The organism is Rhodococcus sp. NFXS4, from assembly GCF_058139645.1.
Genome location: NZ_CP192221.1, coordinates 2,030,347 through 2,048,493, shown reverse-complemented (window position 1 = coordinate 2,048,493; position 18,147 = coordinate 2,030,347). Strand labels below are relative to the sequence as shown.

General features: G+C 69.3%; 18 protein-coding genes. 3 read left to right on the top strand and 15 right to left on the bottom strand.

Annotated elements, in window-relative coordinates:
* The 4 genes from J4E04_RS09610 to J4E04_RS09595 form a co-directional block, all read right to left on the bottom strand.
* Entirely contained in the window at positions 1-1,305 is a 1,305-nt protein-coding gene (locus J4E04_RS09610) for a M16 family metallopeptidase (RefSeq protein ID WP_051613192.1), read from the bottom strand.
* A gap of 61 nt (positions 1,306-1,366) precedes the next feature.
* Complete coding sequence (locus J4E04_RS09605) at positions 1,367-3,649, bottom strand: polyribonucleotide nucleotidyltransferase (protein ID WP_027505087.1); 2,283 nt, start codon at positions 3,647-3,649, stop codon at positions 1,367-1,369.
* Positions 3,650-4,010: 361 nt separating this feature from the next.
* Complete coding sequence (gene rpsO, locus J4E04_RS09600) at positions 4,011-4,280, bottom strand: 30S ribosomal protein S15 (protein ID WP_027505086.1); 270 nt, start codon at positions 4,278-4,280, stop codon at positions 4,011-4,013.
* A 140-nt stretch (positions 4,281-4,420) separates the two neighbouring features.
* Positions 4,421-5,389 carry a bifunctional riboflavin kinase/FAD synthetase gene (locus J4E04_RS09595; RefSeq protein ID WP_222630856.1) on the bottom strand — a complete coding sequence of 323 codons (969 nt, stop codon included), beginning with the start codon at positions 5,387-5,389 and terminating at the stop codon, positions 4,421-4,423.
* A 66-nt stretch (positions 5,390-5,455) separates the two neighbouring features.
* On the opposite strand from J4E04_RS09595, the gene J4E04_RS09590 reads away from it, so the two are divergent.
* The gene (locus J4E04_RS09590) at positions 5,456-6,124 is read left to right on the top strand and encodes a metal-dependent transcriptional regulator (RefSeq protein ID WP_027505084.1); all 669 of its coding nucleotides are present in this window, start codon (positions 5,456-5,458) and stop codon (positions 6,122-6,124) included.
* A gap of 21 nt (positions 6,125-6,145) precedes the next feature.
* Here the strand turns inward: J4E04_RS09590 and truB are convergent, their stop codons facing one another.
* The 11 genes from truB to rimP form a co-directional block, all read right to left on the bottom strand.
* Entirely contained in the window at positions 6,146-7,063 is a 918-nt protein-coding gene (gene truB, locus J4E04_RS09585; RefSeq protein WP_056444968.1) for a tRNA pseudouridine(55) synthase TruB, read from the bottom strand.
* A 47-nt stretch (positions 7,064-7,110) separates the two neighbouring features.
* Complete coding sequence (locus J4E04_RS09580) at positions 7,111-7,785, bottom strand: 4'-phosphopantetheinyl transferase family protein (protein WP_490150529.1); 675 nt, start codon at positions 7,783-7,785, stop codon at positions 7,111-7,113.
* A gap of 20 nt (positions 7,786-7,805) precedes the next feature.
* Positions 7,806-8,765 (bottom strand): metallophosphoesterase family protein, encoded by a 960-nt coding sequence (locus J4E04_RS09575; protein WP_328809700.1) that lies wholly within the window; start codon positions 8,763-8,765, stop codon positions 7,806-7,808.
* A 2-nt stretch (positions 8,766-8,767) separates the two neighbouring features.
* The gene (locus tag J4E04_RS09570) at positions 8,768-10,138 is read right to left on the bottom strand and encodes an MATE family efflux transporter (protein ID WP_328809699.1); all 1,371 of its coding nucleotides are present in this window, start codon (positions 10,136-10,138) and stop codon (positions 8,768-8,770) included.
* A complete protein-coding gene (locus tag J4E04_RS09565; RefSeq protein ID WP_051613254.1) occupies positions 10,135-11,076 on the bottom strand; it encodes a DHH family phosphoesterase in 942 nt (313 codons plus the stop codon). The genes J4E04_RS09570 and J4E04_RS09565 overlap by 4 nt, the downstream gene beginning before the upstream one ends.
* A gap of 31 nt (positions 11,077-11,107) precedes the next feature.
* A complete protein-coding gene (rbfA, locus tag J4E04_RS09560; protein WP_027505079.1) occupies positions 11,108-11,557 on the bottom strand; it encodes a 30S ribosome-binding factor RbfA in 450 nt (149 codons plus the stop codon).
* A 19-nt stretch (positions 11,558-11,576) separates the two neighbouring features.
* The gene (locus J4E04_RS09555; RefSeq protein ID WP_027505078.1) at positions 11,577-11,867 is read right to left on the bottom strand and encodes a DUF503 domain-containing protein; all 291 of its coding nucleotides are present in this window, start codon (positions 11,865-11,867) and stop codon (positions 11,577-11,579) included.
* A gap of 94 nt (positions 11,868-11,961) precedes the next feature.
* Positions 11,962-14,826, bottom strand: a complete 2,865-nt coding sequence (infB, locus tag J4E04_RS09550; protein ID WP_027505077.1) for a translation initiation factor IF-2 — start codon at positions 14,824-14,826, stop codon at positions 11,962-11,964.
* Positions 14,827-15,012: 186 nt separating this feature from the next.
* Positions 15,013-15,216: a YlxR family protein gene (locus J4E04_RS09545; RefSeq protein ID WP_373425284.1), complete on the bottom strand. Its 204-nt coding sequence runs from the start codon at positions 15,214-15,216 to the stop codon at positions 15,013-15,015.
* A gap of 158 nt (positions 15,217-15,374) precedes the next feature.
* A complete protein-coding gene (gene nusA, locus J4E04_RS09540; protein ID WP_222630852.1) occupies positions 15,375-16,379 on the bottom strand; it encodes a transcription termination factor NusA in 1,005 nt (334 codons plus the stop codon).
* Positions 16,380-16,383: 4 nt separating this feature from the next.
* Positions 16,384-16,998 carry a ribosome maturation factor RimP gene (gene rimP, locus J4E04_RS09535; protein ID WP_490150404.1) on the bottom strand — a complete coding sequence of 205 codons (615 nt, stop codon included), beginning with the start codon at positions 16,996-16,998 and terminating at the stop codon, positions 16,384-16,386.
* A gap of 162 nt (positions 16,999-17,160) precedes the next feature.
* Here rimP and J4E04_RS09530 point away from each other — a divergent pair, with 162 nt between their 5' ends.
* Positions 17,161-17,700 (top strand): hypothetical protein, encoded by a 540-nt coding sequence (locus J4E04_RS09530; RefSeq protein WP_308119192.1) that lies wholly within the window; start codon positions 17,161-17,163, stop codon positions 17,698-17,700.
* Entirely contained in the window at positions 17,697-18,143 is a 447-nt protein-coding gene (locus tag J4E04_RS09525; RefSeq protein WP_027505072.1) for a ferritin-like domain-containing protein, read from the top strand. The genes J4E04_RS09530 and J4E04_RS09525 overlap by 4 nt, the downstream gene beginning before the upstream one ends.
* The last annotated feature ends 4 nt before the right edge of the window (positions 18,144-18,147 follow it).

Here is an 18,147-nt window from a genome sequence, read left to right as displayed (position 1 = left end):
TCAGCTCCCGGCCACGGCTCCGCGTACCGAGGCCGGGAGCTTCGTCACCTTCGAGAACGGCCCGACCACGGCGGCCGCCATGGGCCGCGCCAGCAGGGTCCGGGCGACATCGCGGACCTCGTCGTTGGTCACCTGATCGATGCGCGCGAGCGTCTCCTCCACCGACCTGTGGTCGCCGTAGTTGAGCTCGCTGCGACCGATCCGGTTCATTCTCGATCCGGAATCCTCCAGTCCGAGAACCAGTCCCCCGCGCATGCTCCCCTTCGCGCGAGCGCACTCCGCGTCCGTGATGCCGTCGGTGGCCACCGACGCGAGCACGTCGCGGATCACCGAGGTGACCTCGCCGAGATTCTCGGGCTGGCATCCGGCGTACACCGAGAACGCACCCGTGTCGGAGAACGTGTCCACCGACGAGTACACCGAGTACGCGAGACCGCGCTCCTCCCGGATCTCTTGGAACAGACGCGAACTGAGCCCTCCACCGATGGCGGTGTTCAGAACCGACAACGCCCACCGATGACCCTCGTGGCGTCCGAACGCCCGCACGCCCAGGCACAGGTGCGCCTGTTCACTGTCCCGCGTCGTCAGGCTCAGGGCCGGGCGCGCGGTGATGCGGCCCGCTCCCCCACGCCGCGGTGCCGGTTCGGCGGCACCGGCGATCCGGTCGGCGAAACTGCGACGGACCCCCGCCACCACGTCGTCGTGGTCGACGTTGCCGGCGACCGCCACCACCATGCGCGGCGGGGTGTAGCGCCGAGTGTGGAACGAGTGCAGCTGATTCCGCGTCATGGACTCGATGGACTCCACCGATCCGATGACGGGACGACCGATGGGGTGGTCACCGAACAGCGCGGTGAGGAAGGCGTCACCGAGCAGGTCCTCGGGGTCGTCGTCGCGCATCGAGATCTCCTCGAGCACCACCTGGCGTTCGACATCGACGTCCTCGGCGCGGCAGCGACCGCGGAGCACCACGTCCGCCACCAGGTCGAGTCCGAGGTGCAGGTCCTCGTCGAGCACGTGCGCGTAGAAGCACGTGTGCTCCTTGGACGTGAACGCGTTGAGCTCGCCGCCGACTCCGTCCATCACCTGCGCGATGTCCAGAGCCGTACGGGTGGGGGTGGCCTTGAACAGCAGGTGCTCGAGGAAGTGCGCGGCACCGGCGACGGTCCGGCCCTCGTCGCGCGAACCGACGGCGACCCAGACGCCGACCGAGGCGGACCGCACGCCGGGAACGAACTCCGTGACGACTCGGACGCCGCCCGGCAACACCGTGCGGCGGACGCCGGACGGTTCGGGTGTACGCACACGGCGGCGCGGCCGGGAGCCCGAGAGCTCCGCAGACCGCGCCGCCGCGTTCGTGTACTTCTTACTCAGCGCTGACCTCGTCGGAGGTGGCGACCTGATCGTCGGCCGGCGCGGCGGCTGCCGCGTCGTCCTCGACCGGGACGAGGCTGATCTTGCCGCGGTTGTCGATGTCGGCGATCTCCACGCGGAGCTTCGATCCGACGCTGACGACGTCCTCGACCTTGTTGATGCGCTTGCCGCTGCCCAGCTTGGAGATGTGCACCAGGCCGTCACGACCGGGGAGCAGCGAGACGAACGCGCCGAATGCCGTGGTCTTGACGACGGTTCCGAGGAACCGCTCGCCGACCTTGGGCAGCTGCGGGTTCGCGATGGCGTTGATCATGTCGATCGCGGCCTGTGCGGACGGGCCGTCCGCAGCACCGACGTAGACGGTGCCGTCATCCTCGATCGAGATGTTGGCGCCGGTCTGCTCGGTGATCGAGTTGATCATCTTGCCCTTGGGCCCGATGACCTCGCCGATCTTGTCCACGGGGACCTTGATCGCGGTGACACGCGGTGCGTACGGGCTCATCTCGTCCGGCGCGTCGATGGCCTCGGCCATGACGTCGAGGATCGTGACGCGCGCGTCCTTGGCCTGCGACAGCGCACCGGCCAGAACCTGCGACGGGATGCCGTCGAGCTTCGTGTCCAGCTGCAGGGCGGTGACGAACTCGCGGGTGCCGGCGACCTTGAAGTCCATGTCGCCGAACGCGTCCTCCGCACCGAGAATATCGGTGAGGGCGACGTAGCGGGTCTCACCGTCGACCTGGTCGGAGACCAGACCCATGGCGATGCCGGCGACCGGTGCCTTCAGCGGCACACCGGCGTTGAGCATGCCCAGCGTCGACGCACAGACCGAGCCCATCGACGTGGAGCCGTTGGAGCTGAGCGCCTCCGAGACCTGACGGATGGCGTAGGGGAACTCCTCCTGGCTGGGGAGCACGGGGAGCAGCGCGCGCTCCGCGAGGGCTCCGTGGCCGATCTCGCGACGCTTCGGCGATCCGACGCGTCCGGTCTCGCCGGTGGAGTACGGCGGGAAGTTGTAGTGGTGCATGTAGCGCTTGCTGGTCTCGGGTCCGAGCGAGTCGATCTGCTGGGCCATCTTGACCATGTCGAGGGTGGTGACGCCCAGGATCTGGGTCTCGCCACGCTCGAACAACGCGCTGCCGTGGGCGCGCGGGATGACGGCGACCTCGGCGGAGAGCTCACGGATGTCCGTGATGCCGCGGCCGTCGATGCGGAACTGGTCCCGCAGGATGCGCTGACGCACGAGCTTCTTGGTCAGCGAGCGGAACGCTGCGCCGATCTCCTTCTCGCGGCCCTCGAACCGGTCGCCCACGCTGGTGAGGATCTGATTCTTGACCTCGTCGAGCTTGCTCTCGCGCTCGGTCTTGCCGGCGATGGTGAGTGCCTCGTTGAGCGGGATCTGAGCCGCACCCTCGACAGCCTCGAACACGTCGGACTGGTACGCGGGGAAGAGCGGGAAGTCGCCGGTGGGCTTGGCGGCCGCCGTGGCGAGCTGCTTCTGCGCCTCGCACAGCGATGCGATGAACGGCTTCGCTGCTTCGAGGCCCTCGGCCACGATGGCCTCGGTGGGCGCCTGCGCGCCGTCCTCGACGAGGGCGATGACCTTCTCGGTCGCCTCGGCCTCGACCATCATGATCGCGACGTCGGCGTCCGCACCGGTGCCCGAGACGACGCGGCCGGCGACGACCATGTTGAACACGGCCTTCTCGAGCTGCTCGTTGGTGGGGAACGCGACCCACTGCTTGTCGATCAGGGCGACACGGACGCCGCCGATGGGGCCGGAGAACGGCAGGCCCGCGAGCTGGGTGGACGCCGACGCGGCGTTGATGGCCACGACGTCGTACAGGTCCTTCGGATCGAGGCTCATCACGGTGATGACGACCTGGATCTCGTTGCGCAGTCCGTCGACGAACGTCGGACGCAGCGGCCGGTCGATCAGGCGACAGGTCAGGATGGCGTCGGTGCTGGGGCGTCCCTCACGACGGAAGAACGATCCGGGGATGCGGCCGGCGGCGTACATCCGCTCCTCGACGTCCACCGTGAGCGGGAAGAAGTCGAAGTGGTCCTTGGGGTGCTTCGAGGCGCTGGTGGCCGAGAGCAGCATGGTCTCGTCGTCCAGGTATGCGACGACGGCGCCGGCGGCCTGCTTGGCCAGCCGGCCGGTCTCGAAGCGGATGGTGCGGGTGCCGTACGACCCGTTGTCGATGACGGCGGTGGTCTCGAACACGCCCTCGTCGACCTCGGTGGCCGCTGCGGTGTTCGTGGTGGTCTCTGACATGGAAGTCTTCTCGTCCTCTCGTCTTCGCCGTGCCCACCCGGGCGCGCACTCGAACCCGGTGGTCCGGTGCGGCGTCCCCGAGTCGACGTGCGAGCGGAGGCGGCCCACGATCGAAGTCCCCCGGGCCGGGTCGCGCTCCGCGCGTCCGGAAACCGAGAGACCACTACCGAAGACCGACACCGCGACGTGTGTCGGGGACGAACGGCTGATGGTGCTCACCGCCGAGTCGGCGGCCTACCTGTGGTGCTGTGCACTCCCGGAGAGGGAGTACTGCTGTGACACTACCGGTCCACGACGAACGGCCGACGAGGAACAGCCGTGGGCTGCCTCGCCGGCGCGATCGCGTGAACCATGACGGAAATTATCGACGCAGTCCCAGACGCTCGATGAGCGAGCGGTACCGCGCGACATCGACCTTCTGCACGTACTTGAGCAGACGACGACGACGACCCACGAGCAGCAGCAGGCCGCGACGCGAGTGGTGATCGTGCTTGTGCACCTTGAGATGCTCGGTGAGATCCTGGATGCGCTTGGTGAGCATCGCCACCTGGGCTTCCGGCGATCCGGTGTCCGTCTCGTGGACGCCGTACTCGCCGAGGATCTGCTTCTTCTGTTCGGTGGTCAAAGCCACAGTGAAACTCCTGATGCAGTGCCGTCCGCGCGTGGATGGTGCCGCACCCGAGGGCGCGGTGTTGCAGCCGCCGCGGACCGCAGCGAACAACAGTCGTCCATCCTACCTCAGTGGCCGAGGCCCGAACGACACCTCTTCATTCAGGCGTCCAGGGCGGCGAGGATGTCGCGGGCACGGTCGACGTCGAGATCCATCTGCGCGATCAGCTCGTCCACCGAGGCGAAGGCCTCCATGCCGCGCAGACGCTCGACGAAGTCCACCGCGACGTGCTGCCCGTAGAGATCGGCGTCGCCGTCCAGGACGAACGCCTCCACCGTGCGGGTGCGTCCCGAGAACGTGGGATTGGTCCCCACCGACACCGCTGCGCGACAACGCTTTCCGGGAGTCACGGTACCCATGATCGGTCCGGGTCCGAGCACCGTGAACCACGACGCGTACACCCCGTCCGCCGGGATGGCGGCGTGCATGGGCGGCTTGACGTTGGCCGTGGGGTAGCCGATGGTGCGGCCACGGCCGTCACCGTGCACCACCACGCCCTCGACTCGGTGGGGTCGACCGAGCGCGTCGGCGGCGGCCGCGACGTCACCGGCGTCGACGCAGGCGCGAATGTAGGTGGAGGAGAACGTGACCGACTCCTCGGCCAGCAGAGTGACACCGTCGACCGCGAACCCGAACCGCGTGCCGGCGGACCGGAGCAGATCGACGTTGCCGGCGGCCTTCTTGCCGAACGTGAAGTTCTCCCCCACCACGACCTCGGCGGCGTGCAGCCGCTCGACGAGGATGTCGTGGATGTAGCGATCGGGGGTGAGCTTCATGAACTCCGGCGTGAAAGGCATGACGCAGAAGACGTCGATGCCCAGTTCCTCGGCCAGTTCGGCACGCCGGGTGAGGGTGGTCAGCTGGGCCGGGTGACTGCCCGGACGCACCACTTCCATCGGATGCGGATCGAAGGTCATGAGCACACTCGGCACTCCGCGTGCCGCCGCCGATGTCACGGCGCGGTCGATCAATTGGGCGTGGCCGCGGTGTACGCCGTCGAACACGCCGATCGTCAGAACACATCTGCCCCAGTCGGCCGGGACATCGTCGAGACCTCGCCATCTCTCCACGACCAGGAGCCTACGGGCCGACGATCGACCGGTCACGTCCGGCGCACCGACGGCTAAGCTGTCGGCGTGCCAGCCCCTGCCCTCTCCACCGTCGCGCAGGACTACCTCAAGGTCATCTGGACCGCGAGCGAGTACTCCGACGAGCCGGTGAGCACCAAGATGCTCGCCTCCCGGATGTGCGTCTCGCCGTCCACGGTCTCCGAGGCCGTACGCAAACTCGCCGATCAGGGCCTCGTCGACCACGCCCGCTACGGGTCCATCACACTCACCGAGGCCGGGCGGCGCGCCGCCATCGGCATGGTCCGCAGGCATCGGCTCATCGAGACCTGGCTGGTCGAGGAGATGGGCTACGGCTGGGACGAGGTGCACGACGAGGCCGAGGTGCTCGAACACGCGGTGTCGGACCTGCTCGTCGAGCGCATCGACGCCAAACTCGGTCGGCCGTCACGCGACCCGCACGGTGATCCCATCCCTACCATCGACGGCACCATTCCCGCGCCGCCGGCGGTACCGCTCAGCGATTTCGTCGCGGGCCAGAAGGGCCACGTCACCCGCATCTCCGACTCGGATCCGGACATGTTGCGGTACTTCGATTCCATCGGCATCACCCTCGACCTGTCGATCACGATGGTCGAGCGCCGCGACTTCGCCGGGACCGTGGCCGTGCAGGTGGCCGACACGGTACTCGACCTGGGTCATGTTGCCGCCGAGGCGATCTGGATGACCACGGACTGACGCCGGACCGCCCCGACGAACTCAGGGGCGCAGCGTGGCCGGCCGCACGACCATCACGGTGCTGGCCCGCTTGCCGCGTTCCTGCACCAGGGCGATGGTGTGGCCGTTCTCGTCCAGTGCCGCGTAGATGCCGGGCATCCCGATCGGGTCGAGCCAGCGTCCCTGGCTCAACGATTCGGCCTCGTCCGACGTGACCGTCCGGTGCGGGAACGCCGTGCGAGCGGCAGCGTCGATGTCGAGGCTCACGTGCGGGTCGTCCCGCACCTCGTCGAGAGTGCGGGCGTGCTCCAACGTGAACGGTCCGACCCGGGTGCGCCGCAACGCGGTCAGGTGGCCGCCGACGCCCAGGGACGCACCCAGGTCTCGCGCGAGCGCCCGCACGTAGGTCCCGGACGTGCACTCGACGTGGACGTCCAGATCGATCACGTCGCTCCCCCGGCGACGCTCCAGGACGTCGAAGCGGGAGACGGTGACCGTGCGCGGTTCGAGCACGACGTCCTCGCCCTCCCGAACGAGAGCGTGGGCGCGCTTGCCGTCCACCTTGATGGCGCTGACACTCGACGGGACCTGACTGATCTTCCCGGTCAGCGCGGCGACGGCCTCGTCGATCCCGGAGTCCGTCACCGCACTCGTGTCCGCCGTCGACACCGTCTCGCCCTCGGCGTCGTCGGTGGTGGTGGCGGCTCCGAGGCGGACGGTCGCGGTGTACTCCTTGGTGGTCAGCGAGAGCAGACCCAGCATCTTGGTCGCTCGCTCGACACCGAGCACCAGCACCCCCGTCGCCATGGGATCGAGCGTGCCGGCGTGTCCGATGCGGCGCGTCTTCAAGGCCTTGCGACAGGCGGAGACGACGTCGTGGCTGGTGACTCCGCCACTCTTGTCCACCACCAGAAGTCCGGCGCCGTCGAGTCCTGTGGGGGGTTTGGGGTGAGCTGGCACGAGGGAGAAGTCTGTCAGAAGATCGCGGGAAGGCCGGAGGCCGGCCGTCAGAAGACCGTGATCGCAGTGACGACGAGGCCGTCGGAGACGGCCCAGCGTCCGTCGAAGGAGGTGAGCGGTGCGCCGCTGGTGGTGTCGCCGGGGACCAGCAGCCGGGAGCGGAAGGTACCGGTGACGGTCGAGCGTCCCGCCGAGCCGGCATCGCGCTCGAAGGTGATGTGCGCGTCCTCGAATCCGAGCCACCGCCCGGTCAGCGGGTACCAGGCCTTGTACGTCGCCTCCTTCGCGCAGAACAGCAATTTGTCCCACTGCACCTCGTCGTCGGTGCGGGTGGCCAGGACCTCACGCTCGGCCTCGATGCTCACGGCTTTCAGCACGCCGTCCGGCAGCGGTTCGTGCGGTTCCGCGTCGATGCCCACCGAGCGGACCTGCAACGCGTAGCCCACGGCGGCGGCGCGATAGCCGTCGCAGTGCGTGAGCGAGCCGACGACGCCGCCCGGCCACACCGGCGATCCCATCTCGCCGCGCAGGATCGGACCGGGCTCGAGTCCGAGCCGGCCCATCGCGAGTCGGGCGCAGTGCCGCGCCGAGGTGAACTCGCGCTTGCGCTTGTCGACGGCCTTCTCCACGAGATGCGCCTCGCGGGGGTGCGGGGTGAGACCGGGCGGATCCTCGAACAGCTCCTCGGCGACGACGCCGCGCGCGAGCAGCCCGCCGAGCAGGGAGGTCTCTCGTGCCGTCGTCACAGTCGCTTCTCCGCTCGCATCTTCTCCACTTCCGCTTCCATCTCCGGCGTGACCGTGAAGTGGCCGCCGAACTTGTTCAACGATCCCGGCGGGTACTCGGGGACCGGAAGGATCTGTCGCAGCACCTGATCCGGGAGTCCGCGGCGTTTCCACTCGCGCGGGTAGCCCACCGACACCTCCTCGAATCGGACGCCGTCGTAGTACGTCGTCCGTGGGATGTGGAGGTGGCCGTAGACCGCACACAGGGCGTTGTAGCGGGTGTGCCAGTCCTTGGTCGCCGTGGTTCCGCACCAGAGGGCGAACTCGGGATAGAACAGCACCTCGGTGGGCTGCCGCACCAGCGGCCAGTGGTTGATCAGCACCGTCGGGATCGAGGTGTCCACCTCGGCCAACCGCTTCTCGGTGATCGCCAGCCGCGCCGCGCACCACGCGTCGAGGGATGCGTAGGGCGTCGGGGTGATGAGGAACTCGTCGGTGGCCACCACGTTGCGGCTGCGCGCCAGGGCCAGACCGTCGAGCTTGTTCGTGGTGCCCGCGGGCAGGAAAGAGTAGTCGTACAACACGAACATCGGCACCAGCGTGACAGGGCCCACATATCCCGACCGGCCTCCGGCCTGCCCGACCTCCCCCTCCCACACGGGGAACGGGTCCTCGGGCGTCAGCACACCCAGTTCCCGGCACATCGTGACCAGGTAGTCGTAGCGCGCCTCACCGTGCATCTGTACCGGGTCCTTGACCGTGGTCCACAGCTCGTGGTTTCCCGGCACCCAGATCACGGTGTCGAACTTCGACCTCAGCTCGGCGAGCGCCCAGCGAATGTCGTCCGTCTTCTCCGACACGTCTCCGGCGACGATCAGCCAGTCCTCGGGGCTCTCCGGTTCGATGGCCTCGGTGACGGGCCGGTTGCCCTTGTGACCGACGTGGATGTCGCTGACGGCCCACAACTTGGCTGGCACACTCACGACCCTTCTGCGGTTGATGTTCGGCTCCCGACGGTATCGGTCCCCGTTCTGATCCAGGCGCCCGACGCGGTCCGCCAGACCACGGAGACCGCTCTCAGGCTGACGAACACCATCAGGCCCACCCAGATTCCCGGCAACCCCCAGTCGAGGATCGCCGCGAGCCAGATCAGCGGTAGGAATCCGACGACGGCGCTCGCGAGAGTCGCGTTCCGCAGGAAGACGGCATCCCCGGCCCCGAGCAGCACACCGTCGAGGGCGAACACGACGCCGGCGACGGGGATCAGCGCGACGAACAACCACCAGATGCCGTCGATGCTCGTCAGGGTCGACGAGTCGGACGTGAAGAGCGGCGGGATCACGGCGTGGGTGGCGGCGAACAGTCCTGCGAGCACCACGGCGAAACCGACGGACCACGCGGTCACCCGCGAGGCGAGCATCGACGCGGCGCGGCCACGGCCCGCTCCCAACGCGGCGCCGACCAGGGACTGTGCGGCGATGGCCAACGAGTCCAGCATCAACGCGACGAGATTCCACAACTGCAGAACCACCTGATGGGCCCCGACCGCACCGGCACCGAAGCGGGACGCCACGGTCACCGCGGACAGGAAGCAGGCCTGGAAGGCGAACGAGCGGAGCACGAGGTCCCGGCCGAGGACGAGCTGGCGGCGGATGATCGCGAGATCCGGCCGGAGCGAGCAGGTCCGCGGCCCGCGCATCAGGGCGGAGACGAACAGCGTCGCGGCGACGGCCTGGCCGATGACGTTGGCCACGGCGGATCCGACGAGGCCGAGGGCCGGAACGCCGATCAGACCGTGCACGAGGACGGGACACAGCACGGCCGACAGTGCGAGCCCCGCCACCACGTACCGCAACGGCCGCACGGTGTCCTGCACGCCGCGCATCCACCCGTTCCCGGCGAGCGTGACGAGGATCAACGGGGTGCCGAGCACGCCGACCCGGAGCCACGTGGTGGCCTCGGCGGTGATGTCTCCCCCACCGCCCAGCACCGACAGGATCGGATTCGCGAAGAGCTGGACCACCAGGATCAGCAGGAGGCCCAGCACCACTGCGAGCCACGTGGCCTGGACGCCCTCGTTGCGGGCGTCGTCGTCCCGGCCCGCACCGTGCAGCCGTGCCGCGCGCGCGGTCGTCCCGTACGAGAGGAACGTCAGCTGCGTACTCACCTGGGCGAGAACGAGGCCACCGACGGCCAGACCCGCGAGTGGGAGCGCACCGAGTCGACCCACCACCGCGGAGTCGAAGAGCAGGTACAGCGGCTCGGCCACCAGGACGCCGAGTGCAGGGAACGCGAGGCCGAACAGGGTGCGAGCGGACACCCGCCCGTCCACGGCGGAGCGATCGGTCACCCGAGCGCGGCGACCAGGGCGTCGACGTCGTCCTCGATCGGGCCCGTCGCGGTGTAGCCGGCGGAGAACTTGTGGCCGCCCCCTCCCAGCGCGGACGCCACGACGGAGACGTCGACACTGCTCTTCGCGCGCAACGACACGGCCCAGCCCGCCTCGTTCTGCTTGAACACGGCGGCCACCTCGGCCTCCGCGGTGGTGCGCACGATGTCCACGACGCTCTCGATCTCCTCGGGACGCAGTCCGCGAGAGTCCTCGAGCCGCACGATCGCGTAGACGAGCCCTCGCGAGCCGGCCGCGTCCGGCACCAGGCGCGCCGAGCCGAGGACGGCGCCCAGCATCGGCAGCCAGGCGAAGGGGTGGGTGTCGAGCAGGCGGCGCGAGATGGCGGCGCCGTCGATCCCGGTCGCGAGAAGTCGCTCGGCCAGCAGGTGGGAGCCCGGCCGGACCCAGCGGAACGATCCGGTGTCGGTCACGAGGCCGGCGAACAGGCAGTGCGCGAGGTCCCGGTCGATCTCGACGCCCCACTCGTCGAACAGCACGGCGACCACCGCTGTGGTGGACTCCGCACTCGCATCGATCACGTGATGCGTGCCGTAGAAGGTGTTGGACCGGTGATGGTCGACGACCAGGGACACGGCGCCGTCCAACCGGTCACCCAGTGACCCGAGCCTGCCTCGACTGCCGGCGTCCACGGTGACCACCAGGTCCGCGTCCGTCGGGACCTCGGCGGGCGGCACCAGGAACTCCGCTCCCGGCAGACCGATCATCGACTCGGGCAACGAGGCGGGCGCCGCGAAGGACACGGTCGGCCGCGCGCCGCGTCGCGAGAGCGCGACGGCCAGGGCGAGCGCACTGCCGATGGTGTCGGCGTCGGGTTGCACGTGGCACAGCAGAGTCACCGTCCGGGCGTCCTCGAGAAGACGGACGGCTTTCTGCATGTCTGCGCGCAGCGTGTCGGTCACCGGGGTCTCAGAGCTCGTCGGTGTCGCTTCGAGGCACCTTGTACGGATCCGGATCACCGGCGGGCTGCGCCCCCGCAGCGGCCTGAGCCACCTTGTCGTCGATCTGGCGGGCACGCTCGAGCAGTTCCTCCATGTGGCGCGCGGTGTCGGGCACCGTGTCCGCACGGAAGGTCAGCGTCGGGGTGAAGCGCACGCCGGTACCGGCACCGACCTTGGTGCGCAGAGCGCCCTTGGCCTTCTCCAGACCCAGAGCGGCAGCCTGGAAATCGGGCTCGGCGTCGAGCGTCTCGCCGCGCACGGTGTAGTAGACGGTGGCGTCGTGCAGGTCCGGGGTCACCTTGGTGTCGGTGACCGTCACGAACGACAGCCGCGGATCCTTGATCTCGTGATCGATGGCCGTCGCGACGATCGCACCGATGCGCTTGGCCAGTTTACGAGCGCGGGCTTGGTCCACCACGATGCGTCTCCTTCGTCCATCAGTCCTCTGGCCCGAACACTCGGCGCCGAACTGCGAGTAGTTGTAGTTCCGGCCTCTCGGCCACGTGTCGCTCGCACGAGTCGAGTACCTCGTGCAGGTGGGCGACGTCCCCGGTGGCGATGGCGACACCCACCATCGAACGACGGTAACGCTCCTGTTCCCCGGTCTCGGCGGCCGACACACCGAAGCGCTGCAGGGCAGCGACGACGGGCTTGATCACCGAACGTTTCTCCTTCAGCGAATGTACGTCGCCGAGCAGGATGTCGAGTTCGAGAGCACCGAGAAACACGAGCACCTCATCGATAGCAGGGTCGGACACCGTCTTCGACGAACGGGTGTGGCCCGCGGACATGCCGCGGGCCACACCTGTACGTTCTCGTCGATCAGTCGCGCGGCTTCTCCCGAAGCTCGTACGCCTCCACGACGTCTCCGACCTTGATGTCGGAGTACGTCACCGTCAGACCACACTCGTAGCCCTCGCGGACCTCGGTGGCGTCCTCCTTCTCGCGCCGGAGCGACGAGATGGTGACGAGCTCGGCGACCACGTTGTTGTCACGCAGCAGTCGAGCCTTCGCGTTGCGGCGCACCAGACCCGAGGTGACGAGGCAACCGGCGATGTTTCCGACCTTCGAGGAACGGAACAGCGCGCGGATCTCGGCCTGGCCCAGCGTGACCTCTTCGTAGACCGGCTTGAGCAGACCCTTGAGGGCCTTCTCGATCTCGTCGATCGCCTGGTAGATCACCGAGTAGTACCGGATGTCCACGCCCTCGCGGTTCGCCAGCTCCGTCGCCTTGCCCTCGGCACGGACGTTGAAGCCGATGATGATCGCGTTGGACGCCGACGCCAGGTTGACGTTGGTCTCGGTGACACCACCCACGCCGCGGTCGATGACGCGCAGTTCGACCTCGTCGTCGATCGCGATACCGACGAGCGCCTCCTCCAAGGCCTCCACGGTGCCGGAGTTGTCGCCCTTCAGGATCAGGTTGAGCTGCGACGTCTCCTTCAGTGCGGCATCGAGATCGTCGAGGCTGATCCGCTTGCGCGACTTCGCTGCCAGCGCGTTGCGCTTGCGAGCGTTGCGGCGGTCCGCGATCTGACGGGCGATCCGGTCCTCGTCGACGACGAGCAGGTTGTCACCGGCACCCGGCACCGACGTGAAGCCGATGACCTGGACGGGACGCGACGGGAGCGCCTCGATGACGTCCTCGCCGTGCTCGTCGACCATGCGACGGACGCGACCGTAGGCATCGCCGGCGACGATCGAGTCACCGACACGTAGGGTTCCGCGAGCGATGAGCACGGTGGCCACCGGTCCGCGACCACGGTCGAGATGTGCCTCGATGGCGACACCCTGTGCGTCCATGTCCGGGTTGGCGCGCAGATCGAGCGCCGCGTCGGCCGTCAACAGCACTGCCTCGAGAAGGGCATCGATGTTGGTGCCCTGCTTGGCCGAGATGTCGACGAACATCGTGTCGCCGCCGTACTCCTCGGCGATGAGGCCGTACTCGGTCAGCTGCTGCCGGATCTTGTCCGGGTTCGCGCCTTCCTTGTCGATCTTGTTGACCGCGACCACGATCGGCACGTCTGCTGCCTGGGCGTGGTTGATCGCCTCCACCGTCTGCGGCATGACGCCGTCGTCGGCCGCGACCACGAGGATCGCGAGGTCGGTGGCCTTGGCACCACGGGCACGCATGGCCGTGAAGGCCTCGTGCCCGGGGGTGTCGATGAAGGTGACCAGACGCTCGTTGCCCTCGAGCTCGGTGAGGACCTGGTAGGCACCGATGTGCTGCGTGATGCCACCGGCCTCGCCCTCACGCACGGTGGCGTTACGGATCGAGTCCAGCAGTCGCGTCTTGCCGTGGTCGACGTGACCCATGACGGTGACCACGGGGGGACGCTGCTCGAGCTCGTCCTCGCCGCCCTCGTCCTCGCCGTAGGTGAGGTCGAACGAGTTCAGCAGTTCGCGGTCCTCGTCCTCCGGGCTCACGACCTGGACGACGTAGTTCATCTCGCCGCCGAGCAGTTCCAGCGTCTCGTCGTTGACCGACTGAGTCGCCGTCACCATCTCGCCGAGGTTGAACAGCGCCTGCACGAGTGCAGCCGGGTTCGCGTCGATCTTGTCCGCGAAGTCGGACAGCGATGCGCCGCGAGCGAGACGGATCGTCTCACCGTTGCCACGGGGCAACCGCACGCCACCGACTGCGGGAGCCTGCATGGATTCGTACTCGGCGCGCTTCGCCCGCTTCGACTTGCGGCCACGACGGACCGCGCCGCCGGGACGACCGAACGCGCCTGCCGCGGCACCGCGCTGGCCGGGACGGCCACCGCCACCGGGACGACCACGGAAGCCGCCACCGGCAGGTGCGCCGGCACCGGGAGCGCCGGGTGCACCGCCGCCGCCACCGCGGTAACCGCCGCCGCCACCGGCACCGCCGGGACGACCGCCCGGTGCGCCGCCGGGACGACCCGGACGACCGCCGGCTGCGGGAGCCGGACGAGCCGAGCGGCTCGGCATGGCACCCGGGTTCGGGCGAGGAGGCATCGATCCGGGATTGGGACGGGGTCCGCCGGGGCGAGGTCCACCCTGACCTGCGGGGGGACGACCTGCTCCACCCTGAGCGGGTGCGCCGCCGGCCGGACGAGGTCCACCCTGGCCCGGAGCCGGACGCGGGGCGCCGGGTCGAGGACCGGCCTGTCCCGGAGCGGGACGCGGCGCGGGGCGCTCGACGGGTGCGGACGAGTAGGGATTGTTGCCGACGCGCGGTGCCTTCGGTCCCGGCTTGGGGCCGGGAGCAGCGGGCGCTGTGGGCGCCGACGCTGCCGGTGCCTCGGGGGCGGGTGCCGCCGGAGCAGCCGGTGCCGCGGGAGCGGCAGGTGCTGCGGGTGTCGGAGCCGGGGCAGCGGGTGCCGGGGCGGCGGGAGCCGACGGGGCCGGAGCCTGCGCGGCGGGCGCCTCGGGTGCTGCTGCGGCCGGTGCCTCGGGGGCCGCCGGAGCCGGCTTCGGACCGGGGCGGGGGCCGCCCGGCTTCGGGCCTGCGCCGTTTCCGGACGGACGGGCGCCGGTCGACGGTGCCGCGTCGCCGGACGCGGACGGGTAAGACTCACGGAGACGTCGCGCGACCGGTGCTTCCACGGTCGACGACGCCGACTTCACGAACTCGCCCTGCTCTTTCAGCCGAGCGAGTAGATCCTTGCTGGTGACACCGAGTTCTTTAGCCAACTCGTGCACGCGGGCCTTGCCTGCCACTGCTCTCCTCACTGAGAGGTCGAGCGCGGCTCCTATGGCAGGCGCCCGCACGACCTCGGGTTATCTCGAAACGATGTTCATCGTCGGTGCTTCACGGTGTGCTCATGAATTCGTGTACCTGTTCTCCTCGTGGCGCGGCGAGGTGCCGCGACCGTTCGGCCGGTCGATCGGGTGTGGTCCACACCGTCACGGTGCGAACTCTCGGGCAAGCGCGGACAGGTCCAGCGGACCGGTCACGCGCAAGGCACGCCCGAAGGCTCGACGTCGCTCCGCCTGCTGCAGACAAGTCGCGTCGGGATGCAACCATGCACCCCGGCCGGGCAGTCTGCGGCGATGATCGACCACGGCACCGACCGTGCCGGTGTCGGAGACGCCGGCGACGATCCGCACCAAGGCGGAAGGCGACTCGCGCTGTCTGCATCCTACGCACGTACGCACCGGTCCAGCTGGTGCGGACGCGGTGTCGTCGGACAACGCGTGTCGAGCCGTGTCACAGTCTAACGCGGATTCGGTCCGGTTCGGAACGTCGCCCGCTCGCGCGCGCCGACTCAGTGATCGTCCTCGGTCGGCGCGGCGTCGCTCCGGATGTCGATACGCCACCCGGTCAGGCGCGCGGCGAGCCGCGCGTTCTGACCTTCCTTGCCGATCGCGAGCGACAACTGGTAGTCGGGCACCACCACACGAGCGGCGCGGGCAGCCGCGTCGACGACCGTGACAGAGACAACCTTCGACGGTGACAACGCATTCCCGACGAACACGGCGGGATCGTCGTCGTAGTCGATGATGTCGATCTTCTCGCCGGCCAGCTCGCTCATGACGTTGCGGACACGCTGGCCCATCGGACCGATGCACGCGCCCTTGGCGTTGAGGCCGGACACCGACGTCCGCACGGCGATCTTCGACCGGTGTCCCGCCTCGCGGGCCACCGACACGATCTCCACGGACTCGTCCGCGATCTCCGGCACCTCGAGCGCGAACACCTTGCGGACCAGGTTGGGGTGCGTCCGGGACAGGGTGACCTGCGGGCCGCGAGTGCCGCGGGTGACGCCCACGACGTAGCACTTGATCCGGTCGCCGTGCTCGTACGTCTCACCGGGCACCTGCTCCGCCGGCGGGATGGTCGCGTCCACGCCCTCGGAGTCGCTGCCGATCCGCACCACGACCGTGCCGCGTGCGTTCAGCCGTGCGTCGGCCTGGATGACACCGCCGACGATCTCGCCCTCGTGCGTCGAGTACTCACCGAACGACTTCTCGTTCTCGGCGTCTCGGAGTCGCTGCAGGATGACCTGACGCGCGGTGGTCGCGGCGATGCGACCGAACCCTTCGGGGGTGTCGTCCCACTCGGAGACGAAGTTCCCGTTCTCGTCGGTCTCGCGTGCCATGACGCGGACCTCGCCACTCTTGCGATTCACGTCGATGTAGGCGTCGGACCGGTGACCGGCCGTGTGCTTGTACGCGGTGAGCAGCGCACTCTGCAGCGTCTCGATCACCGCGTCGATGGTGATGCCCTTCTCCGCCTCGATCGCGCGGAGGGCAGTCATGTCGATGTTCACGTCGTTATCGGCTTTCGTCGTCTGTGTCGTCGTCTTCGTCACCGGAGACGGGCTCCTCCGGCGGGTTCAGCGGATCGAAGCGTCCGGGCGTGACGCCGCCCGCCATCTCGAGCTCCGCAGGATTGGGCTTCTTGAACTCCACCTGCACGGTGGCCGACGTGACCGCGTCGAGCGGCACGGTGCGCAGCGTCGGACCGGTGCGCGAGCGGAGAACGAGATCCAGTTCGGTCGTACCGCCCTCCCAGGTCCTGAGCTCCCCGACGCGGGCGTCGATCGTCTCGTCCCCGAGCACGACGGTGACCATCCGGCCGCGAGCACGACGCCAGTGGCGAGGCTCGGTCAGGGGTCGGTCGACACCGGGCGTGGTCACCTCGAGGTTGTACGCGGTGTCCCCGAATTCGGTTGCCGCGTCCAGGATGTCGGAGATCTCGTGGCTCAGCCGAGCGAGCGCGTCGAGCTCGAATCCGGAATCCCGATCGACGATCACCTTGACGACGCTGTGGGCACCGGCCTTCGACACGGTGACGTCCTCGAGATCGAGATCGCCGTCGGTGAACCCCGGGCCCGCCACGTGTGCGGAGAGGAGTGCGACGACCCTCTCCCTGGATGGAACCGGCATCGCTCGACCACTCCTCGCTGAAGTTGTACAGCTCGCCACCGGCGAACTGGGAAGGGACCACGATACCGCGACCGGGGCGCGTCTCCCGACACGCTGCGTCGTCGCGCCGAGAGTGCTCGTGTCCGGCGCGGGGACGGTGTCCGTGTCTGGCACGATGACCGGGTGCCACCGACAGTTCCGCACCGACCGGTCTTCCTGCACGGCCGCAGTCTCCCGACGCTCTCGCGGCGCACGATGTTGCGCGGTGCGGCGGCAGTGGTCGCAGGCACGACGATCCTCGCCTCGACGGTCGCGTGCTCGGACGGTACGCAGGACGACGAGGCGGCGCAGCCCGATCCGCTCGCGGCTCATGCCGCCCGGGCCCGCCGCGACGCGGCCGCCGCGGCGGCGGCGATCGCGCAGAACCCGGCGGCGGTCGACACTCTCACCGTGATCGCCGATCAGCGGACCGCCCACGCCGACGCACTCGACACCGAGATCGCACGTCTCACTCCCCCGCCCACGGTGTCCGGGACCGCCACTGCGGCGACCGGCACTGCCGAGCCGGTGTCGGCTCCGGCTCTCATCGACTTGTCCACGGCGCTGTCGGACGCGGGCCGCAGCGCAGCCGACGACGCGCGTGCGCTGTCCGGTTACCGAGCGGGCCTGCTCGGGTCGATCAGTGCCGCGTGCACGCTGGCGTCCGCGGCGGTGGCCGGATGAGTGATCTCGGCCCGGAGCAGCAGGCCCTCGTGGACGCGCTGAACGTGGAGTTCGCCGCCGTCTTCGCGTACGGCGTCATCGCGGCGTTCTCGAACCCCACCCGCGATCCGATGGTCGCGCAGTACGCCGCCGACCACCGAGCGCGGCGCGACGGCACGATCGACGCCCTGACCGCGGCCAGCGTCACCGCACCGGAGCCCGCGGCCGGGTACACGGTGCCGTTCCCGGTGACCGACGCGGTGGCGGCGGCACGGCTCGCGGCGCAGGTCGAGGACGACGCCGCAGTCGCCTGGCGGTCGGTCGTCGAACGGGCCCAGTCCGGGCACACCCGCGACATCGGCATCGTGGCCCTCACGGACTCCGCTCGGCGTGCCTCGGCGTGGAAGGCGATCCTCGGCATCTTCCCGTCGACGGTGGCCTTTCCCGGCACTCCGGCGACCTGACTCC